Here is a 19172-nt window from a genome sequence, read left to right on the forward strand (position 1 = left end):
GTGCGCTACGCGACCGCCTCCGAGATCTCCGCCCAGACGGTCTTGCCGCCCGGGGTGTAGCGGGTGCCCCACCGCTGGGTGGTCTGGGCCACGAGGAACAGGCCACGCCCGCGCTCGTCCATCGTGCGGGCGTGGCGCAGGTGGGGGGCCGTGCTGCTGCAGTCGGAGACCTCGCAGCTGAGCGCGGTGTCGCGGATCAGCCGCAGGCCGATCGGCCCCGTGGCGTATCGGATGGCGTTGGTCACCAGTTCGCTGACGACCAACTCGGTGTTGAACGTCAGGTCGTCGAGGTTCCAGGCGGCCAGCTGACGAGCGGTCATGGTGCGTGCGGTGGCGACGATCGCGGGATCGCAGGGCAGGGTCCAGGTGGCGACGCGGTCGGCTGCCAGGCTGCGAGTGCGGGCCAGGAGCAGGACGGCGTCGTCGCTGGGGCGGGCGGGCAGCAGGGTGTGCAGAACGTCGCCGCATCTTTCCGCCAGGGGACGGTCCGCGGGGGTCAGCACCCGTTGGAGCTGAGTGAGGGCGGCATCCGTGCCGCCGGGCCTTCCCGTGAGGAGGCCCTTGGTGTACAGGGCCAGCACGCTGCCGTCGAGAAGGTCCAGCTCGGCGGATTCGAACGGCGGACCCCCCACTCCCAGAGGCGGCCCGGCCGGAATGTCGAGGATCTCCGCGCCGCCGGCGGGATGAACGAGCACGGGTGGCGGGTGGCCCGCCCGGGCGAACCAACAGTGCCGGGAGATCGGGTCGTAAACCGCGTAAATACAGGTCGCGCTCGTCGGGGGTTTTTCGGATAGGTCCATGGATCCGGCGTCCTCGTCCGCCAGGCCGAGGACCAGGTCGTCCAGGCGGGCGAGCGTCTCGTCCGGCGCCAGGTCCAGGGCCGCCAGGGTGCGGATCGCGGTGCGCAGCCGGCCCATGGCCGCGGCCGCGTAGATGCCGCGCCCGGCGACGTCCCCCACCACCAGGCCGACGCGCGCCCCGGACAGCGGAATCACGTCGAACCAGTCGCCGCCCGCTCCCGCGGAGCGGTAACCGTGGACCACCTCCATCCCGCTGAGGGTGACCGGGTGCGACGGGAGCAGGCTGCGCTGCAGGACGCTTGCGATGGTGTGTTCCCGCAGGTAGCGCCGGGCGTTCTCCATGCACACCGCACCTCGGTCGGCGAGCCCCGCGGCGAGGGCCAGATCGTCGTCGTCGAAGGGGCCTTCTCTTCGCCACCGGTAGAAGGACACCAGGCCCAGGGCGACTCCCCTGGCGGCCAGCGGCACCATCATCGCCGAATGGGCTCCGCCACCATGGATCAACTCGGCTCGAGCGGGATCGTCGGCCAGCCAGCGTGTGTCGTCATCGAGGCGGCGGATGAGCCGCGGCCGCAGGTCGATCAGACTCCGCGCGTGGGGCGTGCCGGCCGGAAAGCGGCCTACCTCACCGATCGGGGTGAAACTTCGCTCCGTCTCACGTGCCGCCCGGAAGGCCATCCGCCGCATGGGAAGCCTCTCGTCCACCATCCGGAGCGACGGCGCCTCACCTCTCAGCACGGAGTCCAGCACGTCGATCGTCACGACGTCAGCCAGCTCCGGCACCACGACCTCGGCCAGTTCCGCGGCGGTGTGAGCGATGTCCAGGGTGGTGCCGACCCGCTCGTTGGCCCGGTGGATCAGCTCGAGCCGGGCGCGGGCCCGGGCCCGGTCCGTCACGTCGATGAGTGAGACGGCCACGCCCAGCGGCCGTCCGGCGGCGTCATGCAGCCGAAACGCGGACATCGACACGACATGCTCGGTGCCGGGATCGCTGCGCGGAAAACCTCTGACCTCTTGTTCGAACACCGGCTCGCCCGTGTCCCGGACGTGGGTCATGATCTTCTCGACCGTCGGAAGATCGAACCCGGGCGCCACCTCGCGGAGAGGCCGCCCCAGCAGCTCGGCGGACGGCAGGCCGCGCAACTCACGCCCGGCGGTGTTGTACTTCACCAGCCGGAAGTCGAGATCGTGGATGTACAGGCTGACGGGAGACTGGCTGAACACCATCGCGAGAGTCGCCTGGTCGATGTCGCGGTCGCGCTCACCAGCCCCGTCAGGCGAGACTGCCCCCATACATCGATTATGCGCCCTGGCCATGCCGGGGCTCAGCGGGCGGCGAGCCGTGCGCCTCGCCGGCATTCATCAGGGCAGTACGCCGCGGCCCTCGCGTACCTCGAAGACCAGTTGGGTCTCGGTCCGGCGCACCACCGGGTAGATGGTCACGTGCTCCAGGATGAGATCTCGGAGACTCTCGGGGGTCGGCACGGCCACGTGCAGGAGGAAGTCGTCGTCGCCGCCCACGTGGAGGACGGACAGCACCCCCGGCACCGTGACCAGCTTGTCGTACAGGCTGCGTACGTGATCACGGTTGTGGCTGCCCAGACGGACCTTGATGATCGCCTGGATGGGGCGGCCGAGCGCACCGAGATCGAGCCGGGCCCTGACGCTCTCGACGACGCCCGAGCGCATCAGCGCGCGCACCCGATAGGCACACGTGGACTCGGCGACTCCCGCCCGGGCGGCGAGCGCGGCGTTGGTCATCCGCCCGTCCTCTACCAGTGCGGCGAGGATGGCCAGATCGGTGCCGTCGAGAGCCACCGGAGCGGGCTGCGGTTTCTTCGGCTGCCGATCGGACATGCGCCTCCTCGTCGCTTGATCTTCACTAATCTTGGCCATCCGCCCCGGTTTCCACAAGAAGCATTGAAAATCACGGCGGATCCACCCATTGTTCGAGCATGATTTCACCTCATCTGCGGCTCGACTCCATCGCGGTTCACGCGGGCCGTGAGGATCTCGTGGAACTCGGCGTCCACGCGCTTCCGATCGATCTGTCGTCCACCAACCCGCTGCCGGACATCGAGGCCGGCGGCCTTTCCTACGAGGCGATGGCCGGCGGAGGCATGCCGTACGCCGAGGGCGGCGCCGTCTACGGGCGCCTGTGGAACCCGACCGTGGCGCGGTTCGAGTCGGCGCTGGCGCGGCTGGAGCACACCGAGGCCGCGGTGGCCTTCTCATCGGGGATGGCGGCGATGACCGCGGCGATCCTCGCGACGACCCGGGAGACGGGCCGGGAGACGGGCCGGGAGACGGGCCGCCGCCACATCGTCGCGGTCCGGCCCCTCTACGGCGGGACCGATCACCTGCTGGCCTCGAGCGTCCTCGGCACCGAGGCGACGTTCTGTACGGCCGAAGGCGTCACCGCGGCGCTCCGCCCGGACACGGCGCTGGTCATCCTGGAGACGCCCGCCAATCCGACCCTCGAACTGGCCGACATACGCGCCGTCGTCGAGGCCTCCGGAGGCGTTCCCGTCCTCGTGGACAACACGTTCGCCACCCCGATCCTGCAGAATCCCGCCGACTTCGGCGCCTCGATGGTCCTGCACAGCGCGACCAAGTACCTCGGCGGGCACGGCGACGTCATCGCAGGTGTCATCGCCTGCGATCGGGAGCGGGCGGCCGCACTGCGCCGGGTCCGCGCCATCACCGGCGCCCTGCTCCACCCGCTCGGCGCCTACCTCCTGCACCGCGGGCTCGCCACGCTCCCGATCCGAATACGGACGCAGCAGGCGAACGCCCAGCGGGTCGCCGCCTGGTTGAGCACCCACCCCAGCGTCTCCCGGATCCACTATCCGGGAATCTCGGACGATCCGCGGGGGCTGCTCGGCCGGCAGATGAAGGGAACCGGGGCGATGATCTCGGTCGACCTCAGCGGCGGCCTCGATCAGGCCAGGCGCCTCACCTCGGCGGTCCGCCTGTTCACCCATGCGGTGTCCCTGGGCGGGGTCGACTCACTGATCCAGCACCCCGCCGCGCTGACGCACCGGCCCGTCGCCCAGGAGGCCCGGCCGTCCCCCGGCCTGGTCAGGCTCTCCATCGGACTGGAGGACCCCGAGGACCTGATCGCCGACCTCGACCAAGCTCTCGGCCAGGCCCTCACCGAGATCCCCGCCCAGGCCCTCACAACCACGCGTCATCCGGTTCCCGCGGCTGGGTGACCGGAGCCGTCAGGCGGGCTCAGGCGGAGCGGCCGGGAACTCTGGCGAGATACCAGTCGGTGAGGTCGACGCTGTCGTCGGCGAGGCGGGCGTCGACCTCGGCCTGGGTCCGCGGCGCCGCGAGGAGCACGTCGTCGCCCGGCCGCCAGTTGGCCGGGCAGGCGACGCCGTCCCGTTCCGCGGTCTGCAATGCGTCGACGAGCCTGAGGATCTCCGGGACCATGCGGCCCGCGTTCATCGGGTAGTAGAGGATGGCGCGGACCACCGACTCCGGGTCGATCACGAACACGGCCCGGACCGCCGCCGTCTTCGACGTGTTCGGGTGGAGCATGCCGTACGACCGCGAGACCCGCGTGTCGACGTCGGCGATGATCGGAAACTTGATCTCCACCCCGAGCTTGTCCTTGATCGCACGTATCCAGGCCAGATGGCTGTGCACCGAGTCGATCGAGTTGCCCAGCAGGGACACGTTCCGGTCGGCGAACTCCTCGGTGAGATCGGCGAAGGCGGCGAACTCGGTGGTGCACACGGGGGTGAAGTCCGCGGGATGGCTGAAGAGCACCAGCCAGCGCCCGGCGTAGTCTCCGAGCCGGACCGGCCCCTGTGTGCTCTCGGCTTCGAAGTCCGGAGCGGGGTCGCCGATGAGCGGCAGCCTGGTGCCCTGCTCTGTCACGACATCCATGATCATTATCTCCTCGCCGGGGGTGAGTGTCGTCTTAGCTCGAGGCGCATTACTCCCTGCCCTCATTGGGACTCTCCGGTGTTCGGTCGGCCACTCCATCTGAGGGACAAGTTTTGACAAGACTCGCGAGAGCAGGACGGCCCGGCGACACTGAGAGCATGCCGGAGCAGGAGGCGGGTCAAGGTCGGATGGGCCGAAACCGGACAGGTCGCGAGGAAGCCGTCGTCGAGTTCGTCCGGCGGCGACCGGCATCCGCGCTGCGACCGCTGATCGCCTGGTACAGCGGCTACCGCGAGGCGGGCGTACCGCCGCGGCGGCATCGCGGCCTGCCTTCGCCGTACCTGACCATGATCATTACGCTGCACGACCCGCTCGTGATCACCGCGCACCCGGACCCACGGACCCCGTCCGGGACGTACGACACGCTGGTAGGCGGGCTGCACACGACACCGGCGTTGATCACACACGACGGGCGGCAGTCCGGCGTTCAGATCGCCTTGACGCCGCTGGGCGCGCGGGCGCTGCTCGGCCTGCCCGCGGGCGAGCTTTCCGGCCTGGATCTGGACGGCGCCGACGTGCTCGGCCGGCTGGCGGCGGAGCTCCGTGAGCGGCTCCTGGAGACCGACGGGTGGGCCGAGCGGTTCACGGTGCTCGACCGCGTCCTCGGCAGAGTCCTCGCCGCCACCGTACGGCCCAGCTCTCCCGCACCGGAGGTCGCACACGCCTGGCGTCTGCTGCTCGCCACCGACGGCGACACGAGCGTGGCCGATCTGGCCGAGCACGTGGGCTGGAGCACCAGGCATCTGAGCCAGCGGTTCCGCACGGAGATCGGCCTCGGCCCGAAGGAGGCGGCCCGGGTGGTGCGCTTCGACCGCGCGCGGTGGATGATGCGGCGCTCGGCGGAGAGCGACGACCAGCGCACACTGGCCGAGATCGCGGCGGCCTGCGGCTACTACGATCAGGCGCACCTGGCGCGCGAGTTCGGCGCTTTCGCAGGGTGTCCGCCGAGTCAGTGGCTGGCCGAGGAGTTCGGGCAGCCGCACTGACCGGTCACGGGCTGGAGCGCTACCAACGGGGAGTTCCGAAACGTCCAAGCCGTGCCGGGGGAACCAGCGGCAGACTCGGGTCCATGACCGAGACCACAGGCACCACGCACGGCACCACACCGGACACCACGCCGCCTCCCCAGGTCTGGCCGACCCTGCGGGCCCGCGACGCCCGGACGCTGATCCGCTTCCTCGTCGACGCGTTCGGTTTCGAGGAGACCGCGGTCTACGGCGACGGCGACCGGGTGGAGCACGCCCAGCTGTCCTGGCCGCCTGGCGGCGGCATCATGCTCGGCTCCGTCCGCGATGTCGCGGACGACAAGTGGGCGCTGCGGCCCGGCACCTTCGGCGCGTACGTCGTCACCGACGACCCCGACGGCCTCTTCGCCAGGGCGACCGCCGCGGGGGCACTGGTCGTCAGCGAGCCGGAGGGCAAGGGCTACGGCTCCCGCGAGTTCGTGGTCCGCGACCCCGAGGGCAACCACTGGTCGTTCGGCACCTACCGCGGCGAACCGCGAAAATGATCAGCGTTGAATGATCAGCGAAGCGCTTCAGAAGCCGGACGGCTGAGCCGAATAGCCGATCAGAAAACGGATAGGAGGGATGAAGCGGACTAATCGCCCATAAGTTGTGAGAGGAACTGGTCCTGATGACGTCAAGCGAGGGGGCGCGATCCGGGGACGAGCGTCCGGTGCTGACGAACCGCCAGGGGCACCCGGTCTACGACAACCAGAACCAGCGCACGGTCGGCCCCCGTGGTCCCGCGACGTTGGAGAACTACCAGTTCCTGGAGAAGATGAGCCACTTCGACCGGGAGCGTGTCCCCGAACGGGTCGTGCACGCGCGCGGCACGACCTCGTTCGGATTCTTCGAGGCGTACGGCACATGGGGGGACGAGCCGATCTCCGCCTTCACCCGCGCCGCGCTCCTGCGGGATGCCGGCGGGCGGACCGACGTCGCCGTCCGGTTCTCCACGGTGATCGGCGGACGCGACTCCTCCGAGAGCGCCCGCGACCCCCGCGGATTCGCGGTGAAGTTCTACACGGAGGACGGCAACTGGGATCTCGTGGGAAACAACCTCGCGGTGTTCTTCATCCGTGATGCCATCAAGTTTCCCGACCTGATCCATGCGTTCAAGCCCGATCCCGTCACCTTCCGTCAGGAGGCCGGCCGGATCTTCGACTTCGTCTCGCAGATGCCCGAGAGCCTGCACATGATCGTCAACCTGTTCGGCCCGCGCGGCATCCCGGCCGACTACCGGCACATGCAGGGCTTCGGCGTCAACACCTACCGGTGGGTCGACGAGCGCGGCGAGACCCGCCTGGTGAAGTACCACTGGATGCCCCGGCAGGGCGTGCGCAGCATGACCGCCGAGGACGCCGCCCGGGTGCAGGCACACGACCTCGGGCACGCCACCCGGGACCTGTACGAGGCCATCAAGCGGGGCGACTTCCCGGAGTGGGAGCTGCTCGTCCAGATGATGAGCGACGACGAGCACCCCGAGCTGGACTTCGACCCGCTGGACGACACCAAGGTCTGGCCGGAGAACGACTTCCCCGCCCTGTCCGTCGGGCGGCTGGTGCTCAACCGGACCGTGAGCGACAACTTCGCGGAGAACGAGCAGATCTCTTTCGGCACCGGGGTGCTCGTCGACGGCCTGGACTTCTCCGAGGACAAGATGCTGGTCGGGCGGACCTTCTCCTACAGCGACACCCAGCGCTACCGCGTCGGGCCGAACTATCTGCAGCTCCCGGTCAACCAGGCCAGGAACGCGAAGGTCCGCACAAACCAACGGGACGCGCCGATGGCCTATCACGTGGACCGGGCCGGGGAGAACCCACACGTCAACTACGAACCCTCGATCACGGGCGGACTGCGGGAGGCGGAGAGTTCCATGCCCGGCGAGTACGGCCCGGTGATCTCCGGACGGCTCACTCGCAGCCGCGTCCCGCGCACCAACGACTACAAGCAGCCGGGCCAGCGTTACCGGCTCATGGAGGAGTGGGAGCGCGACGACCTGGTGGAGAACCTGACCACCGCGCTGTCCGAGTGCGTCCGTCCGGTCGCCGAGCGCATGGTCTGGCACCTGCTCCTGATCGAGGACGACCTCGGGCTGCGCGTCGGCGAGGGCGTGGGCATCACGCCGGGTGACGTCGGGCGCCTCGACCCGCTCCCGGGCCAGAACCTGACGGAGGAGGACCGGCTGCGGCTCGCCAACCTCGGCAAGAACGGCCCGCGCGACGTCACGGGGCTCAAGATGACCCACTGCGTCCCGAACGAGCGGGCGACGACGACCGATAACCGCTAACCTACGCGGGACGGTCGAACTTGTTGGGGAGTGTGCGATTATGAGCGTTGCTGATGCCTTTCGGGATGCCTATGGCGATGAACCCACCGGAATCTGGCACGCGCCCGGCCGGGTCAACCTGATCGGCGAGCACACCGACTACAACGACGGCTTCGTCCTGCCGTTCGCGGTGCCCTGGGGCATCACGCTGGCGGCCCGCCCACGTGAGGACGGCGTCGTACGACTCTCGTCCCGGCAGGCCCCCGGGGATCCGCTGGTCCTCCACGATCTCGACGGTGGCCTCGATCGGGCCCGCGGCTGGGCGCGCTACCCGGCCGGGGTGTTCCGGATCATGCGCGGCGACGGCCTCCCGATCGGCGGTGCCGACATCATGATCGACGGAGATGTCCCGCGCGGGGCCGGGCTGTCGTCCAGCGCCGCGCTCGAGGTCGCCACCGCACTCGCCCTGGACGACCTGTACGGCCTGGGCGTGGCGGAGTCGGAGACGGGCCGCATGGGACTGGCCAGGATCGGGCAGCGGGCTGAGAACGACTTCGTCGGCATGCCCTGCGGGATCAGGGATCAGGCGGCGTCGGCGCTCGGCCGGGAGGGCCACGCGCTGTTCCTCGACTGCCGGTCGCTGGCGAGCCGGCCGATCCCGCTCGACCTGGCGGCGCACGGCCTCCGGCTGCTGATCATCAACACCGGGGTGCACCACGAACTGGCCGACGGCCAGCACGCCCGGCGCCGCCAGGAGTGCGAGAACGCCGCCAAGCGCCTCGGCGTGGCCGCGCTGCGGGACGTCACCGACCTCGCCGCCGCGCTCGCCGAGCTGACCGGGGCGGAACGCGCCCGGACCCAGCACGTCGTGACCGAGAACCACCGGGTCGAGGCGGTGATCGGGCTGCTGCGTGCGGGAGCCGTACCGGAGATCGGCGCACTGCTGAACGCCTCGCATCTGTCGCTGCGCGACCAGTTCGAGGTGTCCTGCCCGGAGCTCGACGTGGCCGTGGAGTCGGCGATCAGGGGTGGCGCCAGGGGGGCCAGGATGACCGGCGACGGCTTCGGCGGGTCCGCCGTCGCGCTCGTCGCCGAGGGCCGCGTCGACCAGGTCCGGGATCGGGTACGGCAGGCCTACGAGGAGCGCGGCTGGGCATCGCCGGCGTTCTTCACCGCGGCTCCGGCCGCCGGCGCCCGCCGCCTCGCCTGACCGGGAATCTCCGGTCGCTTCCTCCCGCTCCGATGCCTTGGCCCGGTCGGCGTGGTGACCGTGAACTTCGGCCGGAAACACGAAGACCCCCGCCCAGTGGGCGGGGGTCGCTCGCTCCCGCGATAGGACTCGAACCTATAACCTGCCGGTTAACAGCCGGCTGCTCTGCCGGTTGAGCTACACGGGACTGCTGTGCGCTGCGTCGACAGGTCCGGAGACCTGTCCGTTCGGGCCTTTCGGCCTTCCCGTGCGGCGCAGAACTAGATTAGCGCACTCGGGGGGGTGCCTGTCACATTGATTGCTGTTGGATAGTCGCGAGCCCTCGGGGTACAAGGGCGGCACACGAGCGCGGAGGTGGAGGATGCGGTACAAGATGATGTTCGCCGCCGGGCTGGCCATCGGTTACGTACTGGGCACCCGGGCCGGCCGGGAGCGCTACGAACAGATCAAGCGCCTGGCGCAACGGGTGGCGGACAGTCCGACCGTGCAGGAGGCGGCCGGATTGGTGGGGGCCCAGGCATCGAAGTTGATGGACCGGGTGCCGTTCCTGCGGAGGCAGGAGCCATGGGAGACCGAGCGGGTGGGCGTGGCGACGGGTTGGCCCGACACCGCCGCCGGACGCACGACCGGAGCCGACCGGACCACCTGACCCCTCTGACGATCTCACCCGTCAGGCCGCCCGGCATCCTCCGGCGCCCCCACCGGCGATCAGACCCCGAGGCTGCGCCGCATTTCCTCCAGGGCCTGTTCGGCCAGCGCGCGCAGTCCGGGATCCTCCGGGTCCAGGCCGGGGTCGAAGATGAACTCCCAGCGCGGCGTGTCGTACCCGGGGACCCGGCGGGCGACGAGACGCACTCCCCCACCCGGGTCGAGGGGAACACGGTGGCTCGCCACGATCGTCGCGGTCACCCGTTCGCGGATCGTCTCGGGCAGCAGGCCCGGCTCGGGCAGCCGCACCGCGTGCACCGCCCCATCGGTCATCGTGATCGTCAGGCCTTCTTCGTCCCAGACCGCCCGGTCCATGAGATGCCAGGGCAGGCGCAGGCCTCCCGGCAGGTGCAGTGCGTGGGTGGTGGCCACGACGTGGCCGTCGCCGGCCGCCCGGGCATGGCTGACGACCCGTTCGCCCGGTTCGAGGGCCAGAGCCGTACGAACCTCGCGCGGAAGACGGCGGAAACCGAACATGGAGGGCACCGGACCAGGCTAACGGGGGCCTGGCCCGGGCCGCACTCCGGCGTCGGTCCCGGTGGCCGCTCCGGATCGTCTGTTCGGGCTCGTCAGTCCAGGTAGTCGCGGAGCATCTGCGCCCGGGTGGGGTGACGCAGCTTGGCCAGGGTCTTCGACTCGATCTGCCGGATGCGCTCGCGCGTCACGCCGAACTCCCTGCCGACCTCCTCCAGTGTCCGGGGATGACCGTCGGCCAGACCGAACCGCAGCTGGATGATCCGCTGCTCCCGCTCGGACAGCGTGGCCAGGATGTCGTCGAGCTGGTCCTGGAGCATGATGAAGGCCGCCGCCTCCATCGGCACGACCGCGTCGGCGTCCTCGATGAAGTCGCCCAGGTCGGAGTCCTCCTCGCCGATCGGCGACTGCAGCGACACGGGCTCCTGCGCGATGCGCTGGATCTCCACCACGCGGTCGATGGGCATGTCCATCTCAGCGGCGATCTCCTCCGGAGCCGGCTCGCGGCCGAGATCCTGGTGGAGCTGACGCTGCACCCGGACCAATTTATTGATCGTCTCGACCATGTGGACCGGAATCCGGATCGTCCGCGCCTGATCCGCGATGGCCCGGGTGATCGCCTGGCGAATCCACCAGGTGGCATATGTTGAGAACTTGTAGCCCTTGGTGTAGTCGAATTTCTCGACCGCTCTGATGAGACCGAGGTTGCCTTCCTGGATCAGATCCAGGAACAGCATTCCGCGCCCCACATAACGTTTGGCGATCGAAACCACAAGCCGGAGGTTGGCCTCGATGAGCCGCCGCTTGGCGCGGATGCCCTCCCACACCAGGTCCTCCAGCTCCGGGCGGAGGAACCGGGCGGCCGGGGTCGCGCACAGCTTGTCCTCGGCGAACAGCCCCGCCTCGATGGCCTTGGCGAGCTCCACCTCGCCCTCGGCCGTGAGCAGCGGAACCCGGCCGATCTCCCGGAGGTAGATCCGCACCAGGTCGCTGGTCGGCGCCCGCTTCCCGACGTCCTCCTCATCGGGCTTGCTGGGCTCCTCGTCCCCCTGTGGTTCGAGGACCTCAACCCCGTTCTCAGCGAGCATGCGCACGACGCGTTCCAACGCGTCGGCCGGCAGCTCGGATCGGTCGAGCGCGGCGGCCACGTCGTCAACCGTGACGCTTCCGCGTTCCCTTCCCTTCGCGACGAGGTCCGCCACCTGCTCTACCGATGGCGGCCTGCTTGGCAACACCGATGCACCCACGCAACACAGTGTGCGGTATAGGCACATGAAAATGGCAGGCCTATTTTTGTCACTCAAGGTAAGGCGATCGACAATATCGAATCGAGATCAAAAATACGTTTGACCGCGGGGAGATCTGGAAATGGTCATTAATTCCGGCTTGGCCGCTCACGCCCCGGTGGCGCGGTCTCGCAACACCCGTCGCTGCTGTTCGAGGGCGACGAGCTCCCCGAAGAGGCGGTTGTACTCCTGCTGCTCCTCGACGGGGTTGAGCCGCTGCAGCCGCGACTTCACCTGGGTGACCGCCCGGCCGACCGCGACCTCCTGGAGCTTGGCCAGTACGGCGGCGCCGTACCGCTCCTCGACGCTCACGTCGGCCCGCAGCGCCTCGACGGCGAACCGGGTGACCAGCGCGGCCAGGTCGATCTCGGCTCCGGAGCCGGACGCGGCGTGGGCGAGGAGATGATCGACCCATTCCCGGCCGCCCGGCCCGCCGGCGACGGTTCCCCCGGCGGCGATGATGAGCCCGTGCAGCGCGACGTGCTCGGGCAACGTGAAGGTGTCCGGCCCGAGCGCGTCGAACTCGGGACCGAGGAGGGCCGGCCGCTGCACGGCGAGCTTGAGCGCCTCGACCTCCAGCCGAACGGCCGGTTCCCGCATCCCGGTCTCCGGGCCCCCCCGCGCCTGCGCGGCCGGCTGCCCGGCCGCTTGCCCTGCCGCTTGTCCGGGCCCACGGCCGACCGGCCTGCCCGGCGTCCCGCCGGGTGCGCGCCCGGCCGTCCCGCCGGCGGACCGTCCGGCGGTGCGTTCCGCCGTACGGCCGGCCACCTGCTGAATGCGCTGGATGACGAAGCGCTCGTCCATGAACCCGAGCCAGCGGTCGAGGTCGACCACGTAGGTCTTCCGCAGGCCCGGGTCCTTGATGGACGCCACGATCGGAGCGGCCGCGTCCAACGCGCCCAGTCGCCCCTCGTTGGTGTTCAGGTCGTACTGCGCGAGCACGCTGCGGATCGCGAAGGCGAACAGCGGCTCCCGGCGGGCGATGAGATCGCGCACCGCGGCGTCGCCCTGCTCGACCCGCAGGTCGCATGGGTCGAGGCCGTCGGGCTGGACGGCGACGAACGTCTGCGTGACGAACTTCTGCTCGTCCTGGAACGCCCGCAGGGCGGCCTTCTGCCCGGCTGAGTCACCGTCGAACGTGAAGATCACCTCACCGCGGAACTCGGCCTGGTCCAGCAGCAGCCGTCGCAGGACCTTGATGTGCTCCTCGCCGAACGAGGTGCCGCAGGTGGCGACCGCCGTGGGCACTCCGGCCAGATGGCAGGCCATCACGTCGGTGTAGCCCTCGACGATGACCGCTTGAGAACGCCGGGCGATCTCCCGCTTGGCCAGGTCGATGCCGTACAGCACCGAACTCTTGTGATAGATCGGACTTTCTGGCGTGTTGAGATATTTGGGGCCGTCGTCCGAATCGAGCAGCTTGCGTGCGCCGAACCCGATGACGTCGCCGGTGATGTCACGGATCGGCCAGACGAGACGACCGCGGAACCGGTCGACCGGGCCCCGGCGGCCCTCCCTCGCGAGCCCACCCTTGATCAGCTCCTGCGGGGTGAACCCACGCGCCACCAGATGCCGGGTGAGCGCCTCCCACTCGGCCGGCGCGTAGCCGACCCCGAAATGCTCGGCGTCGACCCGCTCGAAGCCCCGCTCGGACAGGAAACGCCGCCCGGGAGCCGCGTCGGGTGCGGCGAGCCTGGCGGTGTAGAACTCGGCGGCGGCCCGGTGCGCCTCGATCAGGCGCAGCCGCTCCCCCTGCTCGCGGCCGGGCACGTAGCCGCCCTGCTCGTACCGGAGCTGGATCCCGGCGCGCTGGGCCAGCCGTTCGACCGCCTCGGCGAACGTCAGGTTCTCGATCTTGCGGACGAACGTGATGACGTCGCCGCCCTCGGCGCAGCCGAAGCAGTAGTAGTACCCCCGGGCCGGGGTGACGTTGAACGAGGGCGACTTCTCGTCGTGGAAGGGGCACAGCCCCTTCAGGTTGCCCCCGCCCGCGTTGCGTAACTGGATGTGTTCGCCGACCACGTCGGCGATCGGCGACCGCTCCCGTACGAGCGCGATGTCCTCGTCCCTGATCCGCCCTGCCACGCTGCGAGTCTATGGGGTGTCCCCGACACCTTGGCCGGCGTCCGAGACGGTGCGGAACGAGCGAACGTTCCGATAACGAGAAGGATAGGACTTTCCCGAACCAGTCGTGATGAATGCGACAGTCCCGGTACAAAGGAAGAGTTCGGTAACGTCGACCTGGTGGAGACCATGCGATCGGGGAGAACCGCGGCACTGGTCGCCCTCTCGGGCGCCGCCTGTCTGGCCGCCGCCTGCGGCGCGCCCACCGGAGTGGCCGGGGTGAGCACGCTGCCTCCGGCGTCCCCGGCGGCGGACGCCGCCATCGCCATGGCGGCGGCGGACACCTCACCCAAGGTGGAGGCGCCGGTACGGATCCCGCCGCCCGAGCTGTCCCGGTTCACCTACACCTTCCCCGTCAAGGGTTGCGAGGTGACCTACTCTCGCAAGCTGCTGGTGCTGCCGAAGACCACGATCTGGGCCGCCAGGGGATGCGCGTTCGTCTCGCCGGTCGACGGCGTGGTCCGCGAGGTCAACGCGAACAACCGATGGGCGCCCTCCACCGACCACGGCTGGGAGCGGGAGGGCAGGTTCGTCAGCGTGATCGGCGACGACGGCGTGGCCTACCTCGGCGGCCACCTCGAGTCCGTCGAACCCGGCCTGGCTCCGGGCACCCAGGTCAAGGCGGGTCAGCGCCTGGGCACTGTCGGCAACTCCGGCAACGCCCGTGACCTGGCCACCAACCTCTACTTCGCGATCTCCTGGCCGACGCCGCCGCAGTACTGGTGGATCCGACGCGGCATGGTCGAGCCCTGGCGCTACCTGGACGCCTGGGACGACGGCAACCGCACGCTGTCGCCCCGCCGGGAGACGCTGACGCTGCGCAAGCGCCTCGGCGAGTTCCCGGCCTGCACGCAACTGTGCGCGTCGAAGCCGGGCTCTCCGCCGAAGCCGGAACGCAAACCCAAACCGCCCACGAAGCACCGCCCCAAGGATCCCGAGGTGGTCGTCGTCACACCGAACTGAGTCCGGCCCTGGTCCCGCTCAGTCGGCGATGCCAGGCCACCGCCGAGCCGTCGGTCAGCGAGGCGATCTGGTCGACGACCACGCGCAGCCGGGCCGCGTCGTCTCCGGCGCGCTCGAACTCCGGGCGCAGCGCGGGCACCAGCGTCTCCGGCGCGCCTCGCACGATCAGATGTCCGAGCTCGGCGATCAACTCGCGCTGCCGGGCCCGCTCCGCGTGATGGTCGGCCCGCGTGATGACGTAGTAGGCCGTGACCCCCTTGAGCACCGCGCACTCCAGCCGGGTGGTCCTCGGCACGACGAGGTCGGCGCTGTGGCGGCCCGCCTCGGGCACGGCGTGGCTGCCGTACGCCTCCCGGGTCGCGTCCTGAGCCGATCGGCAGAACCGCCCGATCAGCGAGCTGGTGAGGCGCTTGAGGGCGGCAAGGTCGGCGAGCCCGGCGTCGAACCTCCCCGGCCACAGCGGCCCGGCGACCAGCCGTGCGAAGACCTCGGCCAGCTCGTTCCGGTCGGCGTCGGGGGCGTACCATTCCCGGGTCAGGTCGCAGACGGCGAGCCGTTCCTCGGGGTCGCGCAGCGCCTCGGCCGTGACGTGACCCGAGGTCAGCGCGTCCTCCAGGTCGTGCACCGAGTAGGCCACGTCATCGGCCCAGTCCATGATCTGCGCTTCGAAGCTCGGGGTGCGGCCGGGCGCCCCCTCCCTGACCCACCGGAAGACCGCCAGGTCGTCGGGGTAGACGCAGTACGGCATGCCCTCGGCGGCGCGCGGCACGTCGAGGTCGGGGCAGCCCGGGCCGGCCCACGGATACTTGCAGACCGCGTCGAGTGTCGCCCGGGTCAGATTGAGACCGGCGCCGCGGCCGTCCTCGGTGATGACCTTGGCCTCCAGCCGGGTGAGCAGGCGGAGGTTCTGTGCGTTCCCCTGGAATCCGCCGCATGACACGGCCATCTCGTTCAGAGCCGTCTCGCCGTTGTGGCCGAACGGGGGATGGCCGAGGTCGTGGGCGAGGCAGGCGGTCTCCACCAGGTCGGGATCCCGGCCGAGGAGCTTGCCCATCTCCCGCCCGATCTGGGCGCATTCGAGGGAGTGGGTCAGCCGGGTACGCGGACTGTGCAGATCCGAGTAGTCGGCCGGGGTGACCACCTGGGTCTTCGCGGCGAGCCTGCGCAGCGAGGCACTGTGCAGCACACGGGCCCGATCCCGTTCGAAGGCGCTCCTCCCGGTGGCGCCCCGCGGTTCCGGCACCCATCGTGCGTGGTCGTGCTCGTCGTAACGGGCCATGCATCCTCCTTCCTCACGACACCCCGGCGGCGGGAGAAGGAGCGTACCCGTTCACTACGACAATGAGTCCCGGCGATTCCTCCCGGCATCCCCGGACCTCTCGGCTCACGAGAGTTCCGGGGATGCCGGACCGGAGCTCAACGGCTGTCGGAGCCCTCGGTGGTCAGGGCGGCGCGAGCGGCCTCCAGGCGGGCGACCGGGATCCGGAACGGCGAGCACGACACGTAGTCGAGCCCGATCTCATGGCAGAAGTGGACCGAGTCCGGGTCGCCGCCGTGCTCGCCGCAGATGCCGAGCTTGAGGCCGGGACGGGTCCGCCTGCCCTCCTCGGCCGCGATCCGCATGAGCCGGCCGACGCCGTCCCTGTCGAGTGACTCGAACGGCGACACGCCGAACACCCCGAGATCGAGATATTTGCCGAAAAATCCGCTCTCGACGTCATCCCTGGAGAAGCCCCAGGTCATCTGGGTGAGGTCGTTGGTGCCGAAGGAGAAGAACTCGGCCGCCTCGGCGACCTGACCGGCGGTCAGCGCGGCCCGCGGCACCTCGATCATGGTGCCGATGAGCGCGGACACGCCCGCCTCGGCGAGGATCCCCTCGGCCGCCTCGCGTACGATCTCCAGCTCCTGTACCGCGCCGACCAGCGGGATCATGATCTCCGCCTTCGCGCCGGCGCTCTGCCGTGCCTCCGAAGCACGTGCCGCCTTGGCGATCGCCCGCACCTGCATCTCGAACAGACCGGGGATGACCAGGCCGAGCCGTACCCCGCGCAGGCCGAGCATCGGGTTCTGCTCGTGCAGCCGCTTGACGGCCTCCAGGAGCCTGCGGTCCCGATCGGTCGCCTCGTCGCCGGCCAGGGCGACCTTGACCGACAGTTCGGTGATGTCGGGCAGGAACTCGTGCAGCGGCGGATCGATCAGCCTGATCGTGACCGGCAGGCCCTCCATCGCCTCGAACAGGCCCGTGAAGTCGGCCGTCTGCAGCGGCTCCAGCGCGTCCAGTGCGGCCTGGCACTCCTTCGGCGTCGCGGCCAGGATCAGGTCCTCGACCAGCTGCCGCCGGTCGCCGAGGAACATGTGCTCCGTACGGCACAGCCCGACGCCCTGGGCGCCGAACCGGCGGGCACGGGCAGCGTCCTCGGGGGTGTCGGCGTTCGCCCGTACGGCCAGACGTCGCACCGAGTCGGCATGGGTCATGATCCGGTCCACGGAACGGACCAGCTCCTCATCGGCCGGCCTGCCCTCGAAATACTCCACGACCGGGGAGGCGACGACGGGGACCTCTCCCAGGTAGACCGCGCCGCTGGAGCCGTCGATGGAGATCACGTCTCCCTCCTCGACGGTCACCCCACCGGGCGCGGTGAAGCGTCCGGCGCGGACGTCCACCTCGAGCTCCTCCGCGCCGCAGACGCAGGTCTTGCCCATGCCCCGGGCGACCACGGCCGCGTGCGAGGTCTTCCCGCCCCGCGAGGTGAGCACGCCACGGGCGGCGATCATGCCGGCGAGGTCGTCGGGGTTGGTCTCCCTGCGCACGAGGATGACGGCCTCGCCCCGGCCGGCCAGCTCGACCGCCTTCTCGGAGGTGAACACGGCCTTGCCCACGGCCGCTCCCGGCGAGGCGTTCATTCCCTTGGTCAGGCGCCGGTTGTCGGTGGCCTCGGCGAACCTGGGGAACATGAGCTGCGCCAGCTGGTCGCCGGTCACCCGCTTGACGGCCTCGTCCATGCCGATCAGGCCCTCGTCGACGAGCTGGGTGGCGATGCAGAACGCGGCGGCGGCCGTGCGCTTGCCGACCCGGGTCTGCAGCATCCACAGCTTGCCTCGCTCGATCGTGAACTCGATGTCGCACAGGTCGCGGTAGTGGCCCTCCAGCCGCGCCATGATGTCGAGGAGCTCGCGGTACGCCTCCGAGTCGATCTTCTCGAGCTCCTGCAGGGGCACGGTGTTGCGGATGCCGGCGACGACGTCCTCGCCCTGGGCGTTCTGCAGGTAGTCGCCGTAAACGCCCTGCTGGCCCGAGCCGGGGTCGCGGGTGAAGGCGACGCCGGTGCCCGAGTCCATGCCGAGGTTGCCGAACACCATGGAGCACACGTTGACGGCCGTGCCCAGGTCGCCGGGGATGCGCTCCTGGCGGCGGTAGAGAACGGCGCGCGGCGCGTTCCAGGAGTCGAAGACCGCCCGGATCGCCAGTTCCATCTGCTCACGTGGATCACAGGGGAAGTCGCGCCCGGTCTCGGACCGGATGATGTCCTTGTACGTCTCGACGAGCCGCTGCAGGTCGGCGGCGTCGAGATCGGTGTCCTTCCGGCCGTCCTTCAACTCGTCGATGGCGGTCTCGAAAAACTCGCCGTCGATGCCCAGCACGGTCTTGCCGAACATCTGGATGAGCCTGCGGTAGGAGTCCCAGGCGAAACGCTCATTGCCTGACTGCTTGGCCAGCGCGAGGACCGAGCTGTCGTTCAGCCCGATGTTGAGCACGGTCTCCATCATGCCCGGCATGGAGAACTTCGCCCCGGAACGGACGCTCACGAGCAGCGGATCACCGGGGTCACCGAGCCGCTTGCCCATCTGGGCCTCCAGCTCCGCCAAATGCGCCGAGATCTCCTCGCCGAGCCCGTCCGGCATGCCTCCGTCGCCCAGGTAGTGGCGGCAGGCCTCGGTCGTGATCGTGAAACCCGGAGGAACCGGGAGACCGAGGTTTGTCATTTCCGCCAGGTTCGCACCCTTACCGCCGAGCAGGTCCTTGAGGTCCTTGTTGCCCTCGGTGAAGTCGTAAACGTACTTGGGCACATGAGCTCCTTCGCGACTTCAAATTAAAACCTGCGGATCCACCCCGCACCGGGACTCTACCTATTAAAAGACGCATCAAACATCACACCCGGTTAGATTAGACATATCCCCAGGTAGCAGGGCACTGCGCGGTCTAATCCAATCGGGAGATCCGGAAAGAACGATCATTTTTCACAGCGGCCACATTGGTATGAACCAATATCAACAGGAATGGTATAGACCAAAAGGTTTAGACCATTTCGCCCAATAGATAGCGAGGGATCTTCATAGCCGTCCGCCAGTCACCCGGTGCGCCTTCCCCATGCCGCG

15 protein-coding genes and 1 tRNA gene are annotated in these 19172 nt (G+C 69.6%); 7 read left to right on the forward strand and 9 right to left on the reverse strand.

Going from position 1 to position 19172, the window contains the following annotated elements:
• Positions 1–5 precede the first annotated feature (5 nt).
• Together ACFHYQ_RS02645 and ACFHYQ_RS02650 are read right to left on the reverse strand one after the other, a co-directional pair.
• Positions 6–2093: a SpoIIE family protein phosphatase gene (locus tag ACFHYQ_RS02645; RefSeq protein ID WP_394299414.1), complete on the reverse strand. Its 2088-nt coding sequence runs from the start codon at positions 2091–2093 to the stop codon at positions 6–8.
• A gap of 69 nt (positions 2094–2162) precedes the next feature.
• Entirely contained in the window at positions 2163–2657 is a 495-nt protein-coding gene (locus tag ACFHYQ_RS02650) for an Lrp/AsnC family transcriptional regulator (protein WP_394299415.1), read from the reverse strand.
• Positions 2658–2755: 98 nt separating this feature from the next.
• On the opposite strand from ACFHYQ_RS02650, the gene ACFHYQ_RS02655 reads away from it, so the two are divergent.
• Positions 2756–4015: a trans-sulfuration enzyme family protein gene (locus ACFHYQ_RS02655; RefSeq protein WP_394299416.1), complete on the forward strand. Its 1260-nt coding sequence runs from the start codon at positions 2756–2758 to the stop codon at positions 4013–4015.
• Between the two features lie 19 nt (positions 4016–4034).
• On the opposite strand, the gene ACFHYQ_RS02660 is transcribed toward ACFHYQ_RS02655, so the two are convergent.
• The gene (locus ACFHYQ_RS02660) at positions 4035–4697 is read right to left on the reverse strand and encodes a peroxiredoxin (RefSeq protein WP_394299417.1); all 663 of its coding nucleotides are present in this window, start codon (positions 4695–4697) and stop codon (positions 4035–4037) included.
• A gap of 158 nt (positions 4698–4855) precedes the next feature.
• Between ACFHYQ_RS02660 and ACFHYQ_RS02665 the strand changes: the two genes are divergently transcribed.
• From ACFHYQ_RS02665 to galK, 4 genes are all read left to right on the forward strand, one after another.
• Positions 4856–5743, forward strand: a complete 888-nt coding sequence (locus ACFHYQ_RS02665; RefSeq protein ID WP_394299418.1) for a helix-turn-helix domain-containing protein — start codon at positions 4856–4858, stop codon at positions 5741–5743.
• Positions 5744–5826: 83 nt separating this feature from the next.
• Positions 5827–6267: a VOC family protein gene (locus tag ACFHYQ_RS02670; protein ID WP_394299419.1), complete on the forward strand. Its 441-nt coding sequence runs from the start codon at positions 5827–5829 to the stop codon at positions 6265–6267.
• A gap of 125 nt (positions 6268–6392) precedes the next feature.
• Positions 6393–8051, forward strand: coding sequence for a catalase (locus ACFHYQ_RS02675; RefSeq protein ID WP_394299420.1), 1659 nt, complete (start codon positions 6393–6395; stop codon positions 8049–8051).
• A gap of 40 nt (positions 8052–8091) precedes the next feature.
• A complete protein-coding gene (gene galK, locus ACFHYQ_RS02680) occupies positions 8092–9240 on the forward strand; it encodes a galactokinase (RefSeq protein WP_394299421.1) in 1149 nt (382 codons plus the stop codon).
• Between the two features lie 114 nt (positions 9241–9354).
• Here the strand turns inward: galK and ACFHYQ_RS02685 are convergent.
• Positions 9355–9427, reverse strand: a tRNA-Asn gene (locus ACFHYQ_RS02685).
• Positions 9428–9601: 174 nt separating this feature from the next.
• On the opposite strand from ACFHYQ_RS02685, the gene ACFHYQ_RS02690 reads away from it, so the two are divergent.
• Positions 9602–9889: a YtxH domain-containing protein gene (locus ACFHYQ_RS02690; RefSeq protein WP_394299422.1), complete on the forward strand. Its 288-nt coding sequence runs from the start codon at positions 9602–9604 to the stop codon at positions 9887–9889.
• A gap of 59 nt (positions 9890–9948) precedes the next feature.
• Here ACFHYQ_RS02690 and ACFHYQ_RS02695 read toward each other — a convergent pair whose 3' ends face one another.
• From ACFHYQ_RS02695 to dnaG, 3 genes are all read right to left on the reverse strand, one after another.
• A complete protein-coding gene (locus ACFHYQ_RS02695) occupies positions 9949–10425 on the reverse strand; it encodes a hypothetical protein (RefSeq protein ID WP_394299648.1) in 477 nt (158 codons plus the stop codon).
• A gap of 92 nt (positions 10426–10517) precedes the next feature.
• Positions 10518–11657 (reverse strand): RNA polymerase sigma factor RpoD, encoded by a 1140-nt coding sequence (gene rpoD, locus ACFHYQ_RS02700; RefSeq protein WP_446746289.1) that lies wholly within the window; start codon positions 11655–11657, stop codon positions 10518–10520.
• Between the two features lie 159 nt (positions 11658–11816).
• Positions 11817–13793, reverse strand: a complete 1977-nt coding sequence (dnaG, locus tag ACFHYQ_RS02705; protein WP_394299424.1) for a DNA primase — start codon at positions 13791–13793, stop codon at positions 11817–11819.
• A 168-nt stretch (positions 13794–13961) separates the two neighbouring features.
• On the opposite strand from dnaG, the gene ACFHYQ_RS02710 reads away from it, so the two are divergent.
• Positions 13962–14795, forward strand: coding sequence for a M23 family metallopeptidase (locus ACFHYQ_RS02710; protein ID WP_394299649.1), 834 nt, complete (start codon positions 13962–13964; stop codon positions 14793–14795).
• On the opposite strand, the gene ACFHYQ_RS02715 is transcribed toward ACFHYQ_RS02710, so the two are convergent.
• Together ACFHYQ_RS02715 and ppdK are read right to left on the reverse strand one after the other, a co-directional pair.
• Entirely contained in the window at positions 14782–16074 is a 1293-nt protein-coding gene (locus tag ACFHYQ_RS02715) for a deoxyguanosinetriphosphate triphosphohydrolase (protein ID WP_394299425.1), read from the reverse strand. The two genes, ACFHYQ_RS02710 and ACFHYQ_RS02715, sit on opposite strands and share 14 nt — an antisense overlap.
• Before the next feature lie 137 nt (positions 16075–16211).
• Positions 16212–18863 carry a pyruvate, phosphate dikinase gene (gene ppdK, locus ACFHYQ_RS02720; protein WP_394299426.1) on the reverse strand — a complete coding sequence of 884 codons (2652 nt, stop codon included), beginning with the start codon at positions 18861–18863 and terminating at the stop codon, positions 16212–16214.
• Between the last annotated feature and the right edge of the window lie 309 nt (positions 18864–19172).

The sequence above is a fragment of the Sphaerimonospora cavernae genome (assembly GCF_042435035.1).
GTDB classification, from domain to species: Bacteria; Actinomycetota; Actinomycetes; order Streptosporangiales; family Streptosporangiaceae; genus Sphaerimonospora; species Sphaerimonospora cavernae.